Genomic DNA, 16,860 nt, shown 5'->3' on the forward strand with positions numbered 1-16,860 from the left:
GTCCGCACCGCCGTCGTGCGCAGCACGGCGGCGCAGAAGCATGCGAGGCTGCATCGGGGTAAATACTGGATATTGGTAATACCAGTTTACCTGTCCGAGGGCCTGACCTAGACTGCCTTCACTCGGCATGCGTGCGGCGCGGCAGTGTGGTCGCGGGCATCCGGATCTGCATCCCCCAAAAAAGCAGAACGCAGGAGACCCGAGTGCACGACGAAGATAATCCGCCGGCGCCACCGAAGCGCCGCAGTCAGGCATGGTTTGGACGGCTGGACCGCGATGGCTTTATTTATCGGTCCTGGCTGAAGAATCGCGGCATTCCGCACGACCAGTTCGATGGCCGCCCGGTCATCGGCATCTGCAATACCTATTCGGAACTCACCCCCTGTAATTCCCATTTCCGCACGCTGGCCGATCAGGTCAAGACCGGAGTATGGGAAGCCGGAGGGTTTCCGCTCGAATTTCCCGTGATGTCGCTCGGGGAAACGCTGCTGCGTCCCACCGCCATGCTGTTCCGCAATCTGGCCAGCATGGACGTAGAAGAGTCGATTCGCGGCAATCCGATCGATGGCGTGGTGTTGCTGATGGGCTGCGACAAGACTACGCCGGCGTTGATGATGGGCGCTGCGTCGTGCGACTTGCCGACCATCGGCGTTTCCGGCGGGCCGATGCTGAGCGGCAAATACCGCGGCCAGGAGCTTGGCTCGGGCACCGATGTTTGGAAGATGTCGGAGGAAGTCCGCGCCGGCCATATGTCGCAGGAAGAATTCTTCGAGGCCGAAAGTTGCATGCATCGCTCGCACGGCCATTGCATGACGATGGGCACGGCGTCCACCATGGCCTGCATGGTCGAAGCGCTTGGCATGAGCCTGCCCGGCAACGCCGCGATCCCCGCCGTGGACGGCCGCCGCAACATCCTTGCGCGCGCATCCGGACGACGCATCGTGCAGATGGTCAACGACAATCTCGTGATGTCGAAAATCCTGACGCGGCAGGCTTTCGAAAATGCGATCAAGGTTAACGCGGCGATTGGCGGATCCACCAATGCGGTCATCCACCTGCTGGCGATCGCCGGACGCATGGGCGTGGAGCTGCACCTCGACGATTGGGACAAGCTTGGCCATACCCTGCCCTGCCTGCTCGATCTGCAACCCTCCGGGCGACATCTGATGGAGGACTTCTACTATGCGGGCGGCCTGCCGGCGGTGATCCGCGAACTGCGCGACGTGCTGGCGCGCGATGCGCTGACCGTCAACGGCAAGTCGCTGTGGGACAACTGCAAGGACGCCCCGAACTGGAATCGCGAGGTGATTCACGCGTTTGATGCGCCGTTCAAGGCGGGCGCGGGCATCGCGGTGCTGTACGGCAACCTGTGCCCGGACGGCGCGGTGATCAAGCCATCGGCCGCCACGCCGGCGCTGCTCAAGCATACCGGCCGCGCGGTGGTATTCGAGAACAGCGACCACATGCATGCGCGACTCGACGACGAATCGCTCGATGTCGATGAAACCTGCGTGCTGGTGCTAAAGAATTGCGGGCCGCGCGGCTATCCCGGCATGGCCGAGGCCGGCAACATGCCGCTGCCGCCCAAACTGCTGCGCAAGGGCATTACCGACATGGTGCGCATCTCGGACGCGCGCATGAGCGGTACGGCCTACGGCACCGTCGTGCTGCACGTGGCGCCCGAGGCGGCGGCGGGCGGCCCACTGGCGCTGGTGCAAGACGGCGACCAGATCGAACTCGACGTGCAGGCGCGCAAGCTCCATCTGCATGTTTCCGACGAGGAACTGGCGCGCCGCCGTGCGGCGTGGCAGGCACCGGAATTGCCGATGTCGCGTGGCTGGACGCGGCTATACGTCGAGCATGTGCAGCAGGCCAATCGCGGCGCCGATCTCGATTTTCTCGTCGGCAAGAGCGGCGCCGGCGTGCCCAAGGACAACCACTGATTCGATGGTTTGGCGCCGCCGTCGTGCGGCGCGACGACACTCACCGCCGGTCAACCGGCTGCAGCGCAGCGCGACACACAAGGAGACGCGACGCATGGCATCTGTACAGATTCGGGATGTGCAGAAATATTTCGCCGGCGCCCAGGTCATTCGTGGCGTCAGCATCGACATCGCGGACGGCCAGTTCACGGTGCTGGTGGGGCCGTCGGGCTGCGGAAAATCGACGCTACTGCGCATGCTGGCGGGACTGGAGGAGATCAGCGCCGGCGAGATTTCCATCGGCGACCGCGTGGTCAACCAGCTGCCGCCCAAGGAGCGCGACATCGCGATGGTGTTCCAGAACTATGCGCTTTATCCGCATATGACCGTGTACGACAACATGGCGTTTTCGCTGAAGCTGTCTGGCATGGCCAAGGACGTCATCAAGCAGAAGGTCGACAAGGCATCCGGCATTCTCGGGCTCGGCCAGTTGCTCGATCGCTATCCACGTCAGCTGTCCGGCGGCCAGCGCCAGCGCGTGGCGATGGGACGGGCCATCGTGCGCGATCCGCAGGTATTCCTGTTCGACGAGCCGCTGTCCAATCTGGACGCCAAGCTGCGCGTGCAGATGCGCGCGGAGATCAAGGAACTGCACCAGCGCCTGCGCACCACATCGGTGTATGTCACGCACGACCAGATCGAGGCAATGACGATGGCCGACCAGATTGTCGTCATGCGCGACGGGCGTGTCGAACAACGCGGCAAGCCGCTGGCGCTGTATGACGATCCGGAGAATCTGTTCGTGGCGGGCTTTATTGGATCGCCGGCGATGAATTTCGTGCCGGGCATACTGCGGCGGCAAAACGGCGAGGCGAGGGTCGAATTTGCCGACGGCACGCGGCTGCATCCCCCTGCCCGCCTCGCGCACGGCGCAGGCTCCGATGGCCAGCGCGTGATCTACGGAACCAGGCCGGAGCATCTGCGCTGCGGCAGTCCGGGCGAAGGATTTCCCACGCGCGTGGCGGTGGTGGAGCCGACCGGGGCCAATACCGAGGTGTACTCGCGCTTTGGCGACACCGAATTCATTTCGATATTCCGGGAGCGGCATGACTTCGCGGCCGGCGATGCGCTGCATCTGGTACCCGATCATCTCCATTCCCACTTGTTCGATGCGGAAACGGGACAGGCACTGCCGCGTCAGTGAATCGCCACGCCGCGCGGCATACAGACGACACGGCACAGGTTTCAGGCAGCACAGCATCAACGGCAGCAACTACACAGCGCGCCACGCTGACCACAAGGAGACAATGCGATGAGCCAATCCGGACCCTTCACAAGACGCGATTTCCTGGTATCCACGGCGGCGGTGGCCGCCACTACGGCGCTGGGTGGCCATGCCCAGGCCGCCACCGCGCTGCAATACAAGCCGGAGGCCGGCGCCAAGCTGCGCGTGCTGCGCTGGAAGCGGTTCGTGCAGGGCGACGAAGACCTTTGGAACGCAAACACGAAGAAATTCTCCGAACTCACCGGCGTGGAGGTGCGCGTCGACAACGAAGGCTGGGAAGACGTGCGGCCCAAGGCAGCTGTTGCGGCCAGCGTTGGCACCGGCCCGGACATCGTGCTCGGCTGGTTCGACGATCCGCAGCAATATCCGGCAAAGCTCGTCGATGTATCCGACGTGGCCAATTACCTGGGCGGCAAGCACGGCGGCTGGTATGACGTCTGCAAGAAATACGGCACGTACGACGGCAAGTGGATCGCCGTGCCGCTGGGCGTGGTCGGCAATGCGCTGGTTTATCGCGAAAGCCATGTGAAAGCCGCGGGCTTCGACAGCATTCCGAAGGACACCGCCGGTTTTCTGAAGCTGTGCCAGGCGCTCAAGGCCAAGAACACGCCGTGCGGCTTTGCGCTGGGCAAGGCCGTAGGCGATGGCAACAACTGGGCGCACTGGCTGCTGTGGTCGCACGGCGGCATGCTGGTCGACACCAAGGGCAAGGTAGTGGTGAACTCGCCCGAAACCTGGGCGGCGCTGGAATATGCGAAGCAGCTTTACGCGACTTTCGTGCCCGGCACGCTGTCGTGGCAGGACCCCTCCAACAACAAGGCGTTTCTCGATGGACAGGTGAGCCTGACCGCAAACGGCATATCGGTCTACTACGCGGCCAAGAATTCTAAAGAACCGAAACTGCAGGAAATGGCGCGCGATATCCAGCACGCGCACTTTCCGATCGGCAAGAGCGGCAAACCTACGGAGCTCATGCAGATCACCCAGATGATGATTTTCAAATACTGCAAATATCCGAACGCGGCCAAGGCCTACCTGCAATTCATGATGGAGCCGGAGCAATACAACCCGTGGATGGAAGCAGCCATCGGTTATGTCAGCCAGCCGCTCAAGGAGTACGAAGCGAATCCGATCTGGACGGCCGACCCGAAGCACACCGTCTATCGCGATGCCGCATCGCTGATGCTCGATAACGGCCACGCCGGCCCGCTGGGCACGGCGTCGGCGGCGTCGATGGCCGACTACATCGTGCTGGACATGGTGGCCGAAGCCGCCAGCGGCTCCAAGACGCCTAAGGAAGCGGCGGCACGCGCGGCGCAGCGGGCGGAGCGCTATTACAAGGCGTGACGCCCTGGCGGCTCCATCCCGATGGGCCGAAAACGTCGTGCAGATATCCGCCGCGGTGCGCGCATCGCGGCGGTCGGAGAGAAACACCATGCTGTCGCGCCTGGCAAACAATCGTCACGCATTGGGCCTGCTGTTTATGCTGCCCACCGCATTGCTACTGCTGGTCTTTCTGACGTATCCGCTTGGGCTGGGCGTCTGGCTCGGTTTTACCGATACCAAGATCGGACGGATCGGCGAGTGGATCGGCATGGCCAATTACACCTATCTGGCCGGCGATTCGCTGACGCAACTGGCGCTGTTCAACACCATTTTCTACACGCTGATCGCGAGCGTACTCAAGTTTGTACTCGGGCTGTGGCTGGCGCTGATTCTGAACAAGAACCTGCCGTTCAAATCGTTTTTCCGTGCTGTGGTGTTGCTGCCGTGGATCGTGCCGACGGCGCTGTCGGCGCTGGCCTTCTGGTGGATCTACGACGCACAGTTCTCGATTATCAGCTGGACGCTGGTGAAACTGGGATGGATCGACCGCTATATCGATTTTCTTGGCGATCCGTGGCTGGCGCGCTTTTCCACCATCGCGGCCAATGTCTGGCGCGGCATTCCCTTTGTCGCCATTTCGCTGCTGGCCGGTTTGCAGACCATTTCGCCAACGCTGTATGAAGCGGCGTCGATAGATGGCGTGACGCCGTGGCAGCAATTCCGTTATGTCACTTTGCCGTTGCTGACGCCGATTATCGCGGTCGTCATGACGTTTTCGGTGCTGTTCACCTTTACCGATTTCCAGCTGATCTATGTGCTGACGCGCGGCGGCCCGCTCAATGCCACGCACCTGATGGCCACGCTTTCCTTCCAGCGTGCGATTCCGGGCGGATCGCTTGGCGAAGGCGCGGCGCTAGCGACGATGATGGTGCCGTTTCTGCTGGCGGCCATCATGTTTTCCTACTTCGGACTGCAACGGCGCGGCTGGCAACAGGGAGGCGACAAATGAAGCGCGATCCGGCATCGGCCAATGAACAGCAAGGCATGGATTATTTGCAGTCCGTGCCGCGCCGCTGGGTCACGCTTTATATCCCGCTTGGGGTGTTTGTGTTTGTCCTGCTGTTTCCGTTTTACTGGATGGCGATTACGGCATTCAAGCCCGATGGCGAACTGCTGATGCAAAGCGCCAATCCGTTCCTGGTGGTGGCGCCCACGCTGGCGCATTTCAAGAAGCTGCTGTTCGACACGCCCTACCCGGCCTGGCTGCTCAACACCGTGCTGGTTTCGACGGTCTCGACATTTGCGTCGCTGGCGGCAAGCGTGCTGGCCGCCTACGCGATCGAGCGATTGCGCTTTCAAGGCGCCAAGCAGGTGGGTCTGGCGATTTTCCTGGCCTATCTGATTCCACCTTCGATCTTGTTTATTCCGCTGGCATCGATCGTGTTCCAGCTTGGTTTGTTCGATACGCGCTGGGCACTGATCCTGACCTATCCGACTTTCCTGATTCCGTTCTGCACCTGGCTGTTGATGGGCTATTTCCGCTCGATCCCTTACGAACTCGAGGAATGCGCGCTGATCGACGGCGCCACGCGCTGGGAAATCCTGGTGAAAATCATCCTGCCGCTGGCCGTGCCTGGCCTGATCTCGGCCGGGATTTTCGCCTTCACGCTGTCCTGGAATGAATTCATCTACGCGCTGACCTTTATTTCGTCCTCGGAGGTGAAAACCGTGCCGGTCGGCATCGTCACCGAACTGGTCGAAGGCGATGTCTACCACTGGGGCGCGCTCATGGCAGGCGCCCTACTCGGATCGCTGCCGGTGGCCGTCGTGTACTCGTTTTTCGTTGAGTACTACGTGTCCGGAATGACCGGCGCCGTCAAGGAATAACCGGGCCGCGCTAAAGCCCCGACGCTGGCGCGAACCCCTGCCCCGTCCACCGCAGTTTTTGGCCGTGCAGCTTTCGGTTTGTTAAGACACCATTGCGATAAGAAAACTTATCGCAATGGCATTGAGCGGGATCGCAACCACACGTTATTGACGTCGCCCTATCGTCGCGCGAAAGATCCAATGAAAAAGGGGCGCCGAAGCGCCCCTTGGGTCAATAGTGCTGACGGCACTGCAATACGTAAGTCGTACCATCTTGGACGATGTAGACCAGACGGTCAGACTTTGTGATCCGACGCGACCAGAACCCGGTCAAGTCGCCTTTCAGAGGTTCCGGCTTGCCGGTGCCCTTGAATGGGTCACGGGCAATCTCCTCGAGGAGTCCGTTGATCTCCTCCACGATCCGCATGTCATGCTGCTGCCAGTACAGATAATCAGCCCATGCGTGTGTGGAGAAACCTACTTTGCAGCTATTTTCAGCGACTGCCTTGTTCTTCGCCTTTTGCTTTTGAGACATTTAGCGGCAGTTCCTTGATGGAGGTCTTGCCAGCTCGAAACTCGGCGATGGATTCGCGCAGCCGTGCCGCGTTCTTCTCGGAACCCAGCAGATGCAGTGTTTCCTGCATGCTGTTGTAGTCCTCGAGAGACATCAGCACGACATGCTCGCCGCGCTGTCGCGTAATGACAGTGGGCTCATGGTCCTTGCAGACCGAATCCAACGCCTGCTTGAAGCAGGCCCGCGCCTCGCTAAAAGTCATGACGTTCATACACTTACCTCTCTGCACCCAAGCGGCGTCGTCTGCGCCAGCCCAAGCAGTTGTGCTTGCCTTGATCCCGCAACAAGGTATGGGGGTCGGGACTAAACTCTCGTAGACCGACGAATCGGTTTTACGATTGCTCACCTAGCGCAAACATTGTACGGAACTTTGTACGCCGCAGCAAGCAACCGTCGACCGGATCGCTGTAGGTCTAAAACCGCACATTTATACAGGGGGCTGGCGATTCAGGGCGATGCCCCTCTGGTGACGAGGGTGCGCGGTATGGGGCAAGAAAATGGGGGTAACGACTGGGGGAGAAAGCAGCGATGGGCGTGAATGACGCGCGGCTTGCAGCCGGTGCACCTCATCGGATCTCGCATCGGCCAACCGCTCGCGCCCATTGCGTTCTCCATGCAACGGGCGCGTTCTACGTTGGCGTCAGGGCATGCCGCCTCAGTCGTCCAGCAGCGACAGATCGCGCACAGCGCCCTTGTCGGCCGATGTGACGAGCTTGGCGTAGGCCTTGAGGGCGCCGGATACGTTGCGCGGGCGCGCTTTTGCCGGCTTCCAGCCCTTGGCGTCCTGCTCGGCACGGCGGCGCGCCAGTTCGTCGTCCGACAGCAGCACGTTGATGGTGCGATTCGGGATGTCGATGCGGATGCGGTCGCCGTCGCGCACCAGCCCGATGGCGCCACCCGCGGCGGCTTCGGGCGAGCAGTGGCCGATCGACAGGCCCGACGTGCCGCCCGAGAAGCGGCCGTCGGTCAGCAATGCGCACGCCTTGCCCAGCCCCTTGGACTTGATGTAGCTGGTCGGGTACAGCATTTCCTGCATGCCGGGGCCGCCCTTCGGGCCTTCGTAGCGGACGATCACCACGTCGCCGGCCTTCACCTTGTCGTTGAGAATGTTCTCAACGGCTTCATCTTGCGATTCGGTGACATGCGCGGTGCCTTCGAACACCAGGATGCTCTCGTCCACGCCCGCGGTCTTCACGACGCAGCCGTCCAGCGCGATATTGCCGGTCAGCACGGCCAGGCCGCCTTCCTTCGAGAACGCATGTTCGTAGGACCGGATGCAACCCTCGGCGCGATCGGTATCCAGGCTCGGCCAACGCGTGCTCTGGCTGAACGCCACCTGCGTCGGGATGCCGGCCGGACCCGCCATGTAGAACGTCCTGACGGCGTCGTCCTGCGTGCGCGTGATGTCCCATTGTTCCAGCGCGTCCCCGAGCGTCGGCGCGTGAACCGTCGGCACGTCGGTGTGCAGCTTTCCGGCGCGCTCCAGCTCGCCCAGGATCGCCATGATGCCGCCGGCGCGGTGCACGTCCTCGATGTGGTACTTGTTGGTGTTGGGCGCCACCTTGCACAACTGCGGCACGACGCGCGACAGGCGGTCGATATCGGTCATCGTGAAGTCGATACCGGCCTCCTGCGCGATGGCCAGCAAGTGCAGGATGGTGTTGGTGGATCCGCCCATGGCGATATCGAGCGTCATGGCGTTTTCAAACGCCTTGAATCCGACCGAGCGCGGCAGTACGCGTTCATCTTCGGCTTCGTAGTACTGGCGCGCCAGTTCGACGATGCGGCGGCCGGCGCGGCGGAACAGTTGCTCGCGATCCGCGTGCGTGGCCACCACCGTGCCGTTGCCGGGCAGCGACAGACCGAGCGCTTCGGTCAGGCAGTTCATCGAATTGGCGGTGAACATGCCCGAGCACGAACCGCAGGTCGGGCACGCCGAGCGTTCCACTTCGGCCACATCGGCGTCGGAATACGACGTGTCGGCCGCGATCACCATGGCGTCCACCAAATCGAGCTTCTTGAATTCGAGCTTCTTGGTGACGGGGTTGGCCAGCTGCGTCTTGCCTGCTTCCATCGGACCGCCGGACACGAAGATCACGGGGATGTTCAGGCGCATGGCGGCCATCAGCATGCCCGGCGTGATCTTGTCGCAATTGGAAATGCACACCAGCGCGTCGGCGCAGTGCGCATTGACCATGTACTCGACGGAATCGGCAATGATTTCGCGGCTCGGCAGCGAATAAAGCATGCCGTCATGGCCCATGGCGATGCCGTCGTCCACGGCGATGGTGTTGAATTCTTTGGCAACGCCACCGGCGGCCTCGATCTCGCGCGCGACCAGTTGGCCGAGATCCTTCAAATGGACGTGTCCGGGCACGAACTGGGTGAACGAATTGGCCACCGCGATGATCGGCTTGGAAAAATCTTCGTCTTTCATGCCGGTGGCGCGCCACAGCGAGCGGGCGCCCGCCATGTTGCGGCCGGCGGTGGATGTTTTGGAACGGTATGCGGGCATTGTGGGAACTGAGTGATTTCGCGATTGAGTTGCGGACCACGGGGTGACGGCCGCGCGCCCGTGCGAACAACCTCTTGAGCTGTGCTCTGGGCGAAAAGTCGCGATTATCCCATATCGCCTCGCCCAACCGGGCGCGCGGCCTCGTCGGTAGACCGGGTCGGTTCCGCGGGGCTCCTACGGAACACCGGCAGGCCCGTCGCTGCATCGCCGCAAAAACTGTCGCCATCCCGGCCCTGCCGATGGGCTGACAATGCGAGCAGGCGATGCGGCGCGCAAAAGAAAAACGCGCCCGGTTCAACCAAAATTGGTGGATCCGTGCGCTGAAAAATTAAGTTCCGATTAACGTAAGCGCTTAGAAATCAGCAGCTTGCTTACGTGGCAAAGGCGCGCGACGTCCACTCGCGCAGCGATATAAGTATGGTGATACACAGGCCTTACACATTCTTACAGCAAGCCACCGCCAACTTGTCTAACTTTGAAGCGACTCAGCGTTGCGATGCACCAATCGCGCAGCGCTGGACGGTAGTTTCCATGGCGTTCGCGCCTTCAATGAAGTACTCGTTCGTGCCCGCCGATGCGGCTCGCGCACGATCGAATCAACGGATCGGTCAACACGATCCTCATGCCTGTTCCGGCGACGTAGCAACGGCCCGGGACAACGGCACATAACAGCTGCTTGGGGGACGTGGGCACCTCTGCACCGAACGAGCCATCCGCTCGGGCGGCGGGGAAGTGCTGTCTGCGAAAACACAACCGCAATCGTATCGGCGATCGCGGAAGGCCACCTTTTACCCGGGAGTTCGCATGGACAACAATTCCGACCGCAAGCCGACTGTGCCAACGCGGCTGCCGCCGTCGCAACGGCCGCAGCCGCAGGGCGATTCCTTGGCGCCGCGCCGTGGTGGCTCGCTGAGCCTGCGGCCCGTGTGGCAGGTGGTGCCGCGGCTTGCCAGCTATGGCATGGTCGCCTTCATCATCTGGGTCATCCTGTCGGTGATGTTCCCGTACGTGTTCACGCGATCTTCGGAGCGGGCCATCGTCAATAGTCCGGTGACGCTGATCACCACACCTGTCGAAGGCATCGTTACCAAACAGGCCGTGCCGGTCGGAGCAGCATTCAAGGCGGGCCAGGCCCTGATGGGACTACAGAATCCGAACCTGGATCGCGCGTTGCTGATGGAGCTGACCGGCAAGCAGCTCGATAACCAGAAGCGGCTGGAGGCTGCCCGCAGCAAGCTGGACGGCGACCGTGCGCGACTGGCATCCACCAGCGACGACGTCAAGCGTTACCAGTCCGCCGCGCAGCGCGAGCATGCCTCGAAGATCCGCGGCATCGAGGCGCGACTGGCCGTCGCCAAACAACAGATCGACGCGCAGCAGGATGTGGTCAACCGCAATCAGGCGATGCAGTGGGCGGGCGCGGTCAGCCAGGCCTACACCGACGCCTCGCGCAACCAGCTGACGGTGCTAGCCGGCGCGCGCGAGGCGATCCAGGCGGAGCTCGACACCGCGCGCAACAGCAGCGAGGCCGCCCGCAGCAAGGTCTACAGCTCCAGCACCGATGGCGCCGTCGGGGCGCTGACGCAACGTACCGACGAACTCAAGGCCGAAATCATCCAGCTCGAAGCCGAGGTCAAACAGCTGGAAGACTACGACGCACAGGTCGACAAGCTGGTTGCCGCCGAGCAGCAGCGGCTGGACCGCGTTTCCAATCTCGATATCAAGGCGTATGCGGACGGCATTGTCGAAGACGTGCTGGCGCCGCCGGGCACGCGCGTGTCGGCCGGCGCCACGCTGATGCGCGCCACCAACTGCGCGGCGCCGAGTGTGGTGGCGGTGTTCCCGCGCAGCCTCAGCAAGGACCTGTTGCCTGGCGCCAAGGTCACCGTGCTGGTCGATGGCGTCGCCACGCCGCAGCCCGGCAAGGTCGCAGAAATCCTGCCGCGCGCGCCAGACGGCGACCAGGCGCGCTATTTCGTGCCGTTCCCGCCCATCGAGAAAAACGAAATCTATCTGATTGCCAGGCTCGACAAGCCGCTGCCCGATCTGCCCGGCGCAGGCAAGACGGACCGTTGCGCACTCGGCCACTGGGCCAAGGTCAGTCTCGACCGCCCGTGGTTTCGCCGGCTGATCTGATCGGAGCCGATCGTTTGGTCATGTATTCAACGCCCGCAGGAAGGAGACTACCGTGCAGCGTACTACCGCAGGAAAACGATCCCGGGCCGCGCGCAAGCGGCTGATCGACGCATTAATGACGGCCATGCTGGCCACGCCGCTGGCGCTGTGCGCCTCGCCGGCATCCGCGGCAGCCGCTGTCGATCCGCGCGAGGCGCTGCGCGAGAGCGGCTGCCAGGCGCTGACCGCCCGTGTGGCGGCGATTCCCGGCGATGGACCGGTCATGCTCGCGAGCTATGAGGCCGCGCCGGGCGGGCAGCCGCTGCCCGGGCCGCTGCAGCAATCGGCGTTCGTCTACGACAACGCGCTGGCCGGCATCGCGCTGATCGCCTGTGGCCAGCGTGACGCCGCGCGTCGCGTGGCCGACGGCGTGGTCGCCGGCGTCACGCGCGACCGCCACTATCACGACGGCCGCATCCGCAACGCCTATCGCGCGGGCGCCGTGCTGCAAGGACCAGTGCCATTGCCGGGTTGGTGGGACGACAAGGCCAAACGCTGGTACGAGGACCGCTATCAGGTAGGCACCGCCACCGGCAATGTTGCGTGGGCCGCGCTGCTGTTGCTCGCCACCTACGAGGCCACGCACGCGCAACGGTATCTCGATACGACGCGCACGATGATGGCGTGGATCGACAAGGAAACCTTCAACGCCGATGCGCCAGCCGCATTTGTCGGCGGGTATTTCGGCCACGAGCCGTCGCCGCAGCGGCAGGGCTGGAAATCGACCGAGCATAACGTCGACGCCTATGCGGCCTTTCGCTGGCTTTCTCACTATGACCCCGACCCGCGCTGGCGCGCCGGCGCTGATCGCGCTCGGCGCTTTGTCGAATCCATGTGGCAGCCCGGTGAAGGCCGCTTTGCCATCGGCACGCGCGACAATGGCCGCACGCTCAACGCCGCACCCTCGGCGCTCGATGCATCGCTCTGGCCGTTGATCGCCATTCCCGACGCCGCCGGTAACTGGCAACGCGCGCTCGACTGGGCGCGCAGCCGACACAGCGTTCAGGGCGGCTATGGATTCAACGCGAACCCCGACGGCATCTGGACCGAAGGCACTGGCCAGGCGGCGCTGGTGCTGCGCGCCAGCGAGCGCGACGCCGCATCGCTATGGCCCGTGCTGATGGCGCAGCGCGCGCCGTCGGGTCTGCTGTTCGCCACGCCGGAGGCGCGCATCCGCACCGGCCTGCAGATCGGTCCCGACTCGAAGACCGACGACTTCTATTACTTCCATCTGCCGCACCTGGGCGCCACCGCGTGGGCCGTGCTGGCGGCAGTCGGCTGGGATCCGTTCCAGCCCGGCGGCTGCCTGGGCCGCCGGTGCGATGCCGCCGCCACCGCCCCGCGGTCCGACAACCCTAGCAAGGACTGAACGATGTTCGCCGATTTCCTGGATAGCCATATGGTCGTGCAAATCAACGTCGGCGCGTTTGTGATCGCCCTACTCTGTTTGCGCGGCGATCGCGGGCGCACGGCGGACCGCTGGCTGTTCGGCCTGGCGGCCGGCGTGCTGCTGATCGTGTACTACCTGTGGCGCATGTCGCAGACGCTGCCCCAATGGCGCATGGACTTCCCAAGCCTCTGGTCGTATGTGTTCTTCGGTTTCGAATCGATGACGATCGCGTACACGCTGATTTCGATCGTCACGCTGACGCGCCGCAGCGACCACAGCGCGCAGGCCGACGCGGGCGAGGCGCGCCTGCGCGGCGACCGCCACGCGCCTGCCGTGGACATCTTCATCGCCACCTACAACGAAGGGCTCGATGTGCTCGAAAAAACCATCGTCTCGGCCACGGCGATCGACTATCCGAACTTCCGCGTCTGGGTGCTGGACGACACGCGGCGCGGCTGGCTCAAGCAGTACTGCGAACAGGTGGGCGTGAACTACGTCACACGGCCCGACAACACGCATGCCAAGGCCGGCAACCTGAACAACGGTTTGCAGCGCAGCGCGCAACTCGATGGCGGCGCGCCATACATCATGGTGCTCGACGCGGATTTCGCGCCCAACCGGAATATCCTGCTGCGCGTGATCGGCCTGTTCGACGATCCGTCGGTGGGCGTGGTGCAAACGCCCCAGTTCTACTACAACGCCGATCCCATCCAGTACAACCTGCGCTCGACAAAATGCTGGGTCGACGAACAGCGCGCGTTCTTCGACGTGATGCAGCCGGCCAAGGATGCGTGGGACACCGCGTTCTGCATCGGCACGTCGTTTGTGGTGCGGCGCGACGCGCTAGGCCGGATCGGCGGATTTCCCACCGGCACGGTCACCGAGGACATCCACCTGACCTACAAGCTGATGCCGCACGGCTATGTCACGCGCTGGCTTAACGAGCGCCTCAGCGTGGGGCTGTCCGCGGAAGGTCTGCCTGAATACATCAGTCAGCGCAGCCGCTGGGGCCTGGGCACGATCCAGGTGGCGCTGACCGCTGACGGCCCGCTGCGCGGTCGCGGCTACACGCTGCGCCAGCGCCTGCACTATGTGCACGGCTTGCTGCATTGGCTGAGCCGGCCGTTCACGCTGATGCTGCTGGCCGGGCCGCTGCTCTACTGGTTCTTCAATGTGCCAACGCTTTATGGTGAGCCGCTGCAATTCCTGGCCTATGGCGTGCCGGCGCTGCTGCTGTACTGGGCCTACAGCATCTGGATCACCGATTCGCGCGCCATGCCGGTGTTTACCGAGGTCACGCAGATTGTGGCAGCGATGGCGGTGACAGCTACGCTGGCGAGCGCGATGTTCAAACCGTTCGGCCGGCCGTTCAAGGTGACCAACAAGGGGCTGGACCGATCGAAGCTGACCGTGCACGGCAAATTTGCCGCGCTGTACGGGGCGCTGTTCGTGTTGTCCGCGCTTGGCCTGGCGCGTGCCGTAGCGGCCGATGGCGCCGCGCCTGGCATCGCGTTCAATATCGGCTGGACGGTGATGTCGATGGTGCTCTATCTGGCGTCGTTGCTGGTGTGTTTCGAACTGCCGCGGCCGCGCAAGGAAGAACGCTTTCCGCTGCGGGCAGCCGCGCGGCTTCAGTGCTACGGCGACGACGGCGTGTCGCGCGAGATCGACGGCACGACGCGAGACTTGTCCTGCAATGGCGCCGGATTCGAAGCCCAGGCGGCGCCCGCAGTAGCTCCCGGCGCGGTCGGCGCGTTCTGGATGGCGCAACTGGGCTGGGTGCCTTGCCGTGTGGCCCGGATCGACAAACATCTGATCGGCATCGCGCTGATGCCGGATACCGCTGTGCGACACCGGTTGATCCGCCTTCTCTTCAGCGAGCCGCCCCACAACATCGCGCATCGCGGCCTTCCGGGCACGGCGCTGGCCCAACTGCTGCGACGCGCCTTCACTGGCTGATCAAGCAATGTCCGAGGACGATATGAAGACCACCACGACACGGCGCGCCCCGCCCCGCCACCCAGCCTTCCGATGGAGCGCCGCGGCGCTGCTGCCGCTCGCGCTGGCCGCGTGCACACTGGAACCGACCTACGAACGCCCCGTCTCGCCCGTGCCCAATGCATGGCCTAGCGGCGACGCCTATCGCAGCGGCGACGGCAAGACGACCAGCGGCGAAGGCCAGCCAGCCGACAATCGCGCGGCGCAGCCGGAGGTGTCGGCCGCCAACCTCGGCTGGCAAGATTTCTTTACCGACGCACGGCTGCGCAAGCTGATTGAACTTGGTCTGGCCAACAATCGCGACCTGCGAGTCGCAACACTGTCGATCGAACAGGCGCGCGCGCAATATCGCATCCAGCGCGCAGCCCAGTTTCCGTCGATCAACGCCAACGCCGGCTTCAGCAGTTCGCGCCAGAGTAGCGAACTGCGCGCGCCGGGGCAGGATCCGGTCATCAATGCGTGGAACGCGGGCGTTGGCTTCAGCGCGTTCGAGATCGACGTCTTCGGCCGCGTGCGCAGCCTCAAGCACGAGGCGCTGGAGCAATACCTGGCGATCGAGGAAGTCCGACGCAGCACCCAGATCAGCCTTGTCGGCGAGATCGCCAACGCCTACCTGACGTGGCAGGCCGACCGGCAACTGCTGCAGCTTTCGCAGGACACGCTGAAGCTGCAGCAAGACGCCGCCGAGATGGTGAGCCGCAGCAAGAAGGCGGGCGGCATGGCCGAAATCGACATGCACCGCACGCAGACACAGGTGGAAACCGCGCGCGTCGACGTCGAGCAATACACGCGCCAGGTGGCGCAGGACGAAAACGCGCTGGCGCTGCTGATCGGCGGTCCGCTGCCGGCCGATCTGCCCGAGCCGCAGCCGTTTGCCAATACTTCGTATGTTGCCGAACTGCCGGCTGGCCTGCCCTCGGCGCTGCTGGAGCAGCGCCCGGACATCATGGCGGCCGAACACCGCCTGAAAGCCGCCAACGCCAACATCGGCGCGGCGCGCGCGGCGTTCTTTCCGCAGATCTCGCTGACTGCCGGTATTGGACTTGCCAGCACGACGCTGGCTGGGCTGTTTTCCGGTGGGGCGGCATGGGCGTTTGCGCCCCAGATCACGCTGCCGATCTTCAATGCCGGCGCCAATCAGGCGCAACTCGATATTTCCAAGGTGCGCAAGGACATCAACGTGGCGCAGTACGAGCGCACCATTCAGGCGGCCTTTCGCGATGTGGCCGACGGCTTGGCGGCCCGGGGCACCTATGACCGGCAGACCGCCGCGCAGGAAGCACTGCAGAAGGACGTCAGCGAAACGCAGCGGCTGGCGCAGATCCGCTTCAAGAATGGCGTCGACGATTACTTTCCGGTGTTCGATGCACAACGCCAGCTGTACGATGCGCAGAAGAAGCTGGTGACGATTCAGCTTGCCCGGCTGACCAGCCGCGCGCAGCTCTACAAGGCACTGGGCGGCGGCTGGTCGCAGCAGACCGTGGCGCAGGTGCCAGCGGCTCCCCCACCCCCTGCTCCTGCCGCTGCGCCTGTTTCCGCGCCGTCCATGGCCCAATCGCGACCGGCAAACTGATGGAATCGCCGGCCTGTCGCGTCGACCACCGTTTTCAGGAACTGACCGACGCGGCCGGTGCCGAAGCGCCGCCCAAGGCCATCCGTTCGATGCGCCGGAGCACGTTGCGCACCAGCACGTTGCAGTTGTAGTGCAGCCCGTATGAAAACGGCATAAGAGGGCGGCCTCAAATTTGAAGTGCAACACCTTGCCATTCGGTAAGGTGTGATTAATGACGAGAACGAAGTACCAACAAC

The 16,860-nt window shown here is 63.5% G+C and carries 12 protein-coding genes; 9 read left to right on the plus strand and 3 right to left on the minus strand.

The window, feature by feature from the left end:
• Positions 1-203: 203 nt before the first annotated feature.
• The 5 genes from AC1RKI_RS29530 (at position 204) to AC1RKI_RS29550 (ending at position 6,420) form a co-directional block, all read left to right on the plus strand.
• Positions 204-1,943 carry an IlvD/Edd family dehydratase gene (locus AC1RKI_RS29530; RefSeq protein ID WP_492798375.1) on the plus strand — a complete coding sequence of 580 codons (1,740 nt, stop codon included), beginning with the start codon at positions 204-206 and terminating at the stop codon, positions 1,941-1,943.
• Positions 1,944-2,037: 94 nt separating this feature from the next.
• Positions 2,038-3,126 carry an ABC transporter ATP-binding protein gene (locus AC1RKI_RS29535; protein ID WP_492798377.1) on the plus strand — a complete coding sequence of 363 codons (1,089 nt, stop codon included), beginning with the start codon at positions 2,038-2,040 and terminating at the stop codon, positions 3,124-3,126.
• A 108-nt stretch (positions 3,127-3,234) separates the two neighbouring features.
• On the plus strand, positions 3,235-4,554 hold the full coding sequence (locus AC1RKI_RS29540; RefSeq protein WP_490713319.1) for an ABC transporter substrate-binding protein: 1,320 nt from the start codon (positions 3,235-3,237) through the stop codon (positions 4,552-4,554).
• Positions 4,555-4,642: 88 nt separating this feature from the next.
• Positions 4,643-5,542, plus strand: coding sequence for a carbohydrate ABC transporter permease (locus tag AC1RKI_RS29545; protein ID WP_061955193.1), 900 nt, complete (start codon positions 4,643-4,645; stop codon positions 5,540-5,542).
• Positions 5,539-6,420 (plus strand): carbohydrate ABC transporter permease, encoded by an 882-nt coding sequence (locus AC1RKI_RS29550; RefSeq protein WP_150979123.1) that lies wholly within the window; start codon positions 5,539-5,541, stop codon positions 6,418-6,420. The genes AC1RKI_RS29545 and AC1RKI_RS29550 overlap by 4 nt, the downstream gene beginning before the upstream one ends.
• Before the next feature lie 211 nt (positions 6,421-6,631).
• Here AC1RKI_RS29550 and AC1RKI_RS29555 read toward each other — a convergent pair whose 3' ends face one another.
• The 3 genes from AC1RKI_RS29555 to ilvD all read right to left on the minus strand — a co-directional run bounded on the left by AC1RKI_RS29555 (position 6,632) and on the right by ilvD (position 9,488).
• Positions 6,632-6,934 (minus strand): Txe/YoeB family addiction module toxin, encoded by a 303-nt coding sequence (locus AC1RKI_RS29555; protein ID WP_061955197.1) that lies wholly within the window; start codon positions 6,932-6,934, stop codon positions 6,632-6,634.
• Positions 6,894-7,184 (minus strand): type II toxin-antitoxin system Phd/YefM family antitoxin, encoded by a 291-nt coding sequence (locus AC1RKI_RS29560; protein WP_061955199.1) that lies wholly within the window; start codon positions 7,182-7,184, stop codon positions 6,894-6,896. Before AC1RKI_RS29560 ends, AC1RKI_RS29555 begins: the two co-directional genes overlap by 41 nt.
• 444 nt (positions 7,185-7,628) lie before the next feature.
• The gene (gene ilvD / locus AC1RKI_RS29565; RefSeq protein WP_227459441.1) at positions 7,629-9,488 is read right to left on the minus strand and encodes a dihydroxy-acid dehydratase; all 1,860 of its coding nucleotides are present in this window, start codon (positions 9,486-9,488) and stop codon (positions 7,629-7,631) included.
• 804 nt (positions 9,489-10,292) lie between these two features.
• Between ilvD and AC1RKI_RS29570 the strand changes: the two genes are divergently transcribed.
• The 4 genes from AC1RKI_RS29570 to AC1RKI_RS29585 all read left to right on the plus strand — a co-directional run bounded on the left by AC1RKI_RS29570 (position 10,293) and on the right by AC1RKI_RS29585 (position 16,624).
• The gene (locus AC1RKI_RS29570) at positions 10,293-11,624 is read left to right on the plus strand and encodes an HlyD family secretion protein (protein ID WP_492798380.1); all 1,332 of its coding nucleotides are present in this window, start codon (positions 10,293-10,295) and stop codon (positions 11,622-11,624) included.
• Positions 11,625-11,739: 115 nt separating this feature from the next.
• A complete protein-coding gene (locus tag AC1RKI_RS29575; RefSeq protein ID WP_492798384.1) occupies positions 11,740-13,032 on the plus strand; it encodes a hypothetical protein in 1,293 nt (430 codons plus the stop codon).
• Between the two features lie 3 nt (positions 13,033-13,035).
• Complete coding sequence (locus AC1RKI_RS29580; RefSeq protein ID WP_492798382.1) at positions 13,036-15,012, plus strand: glycosyltransferase; 1,977 nt, start codon at positions 13,036-13,038, stop codon at positions 15,010-15,012.
• A gap of 22 nt (positions 15,013-15,034) precedes the next feature.
• A complete protein-coding gene (locus tag AC1RKI_RS29585) occupies positions 15,035-16,624 on the plus strand; it encodes an efflux transporter outer membrane subunit (protein WP_341249432.1) in 1,590 nt (529 codons plus the stop codon).
• Positions 16,625-16,860: the final 236 nt, after the last annotated feature.

The organism is Cupriavidus sp. GW822-FHT06G04 (genome assembly GCF_058799075.1).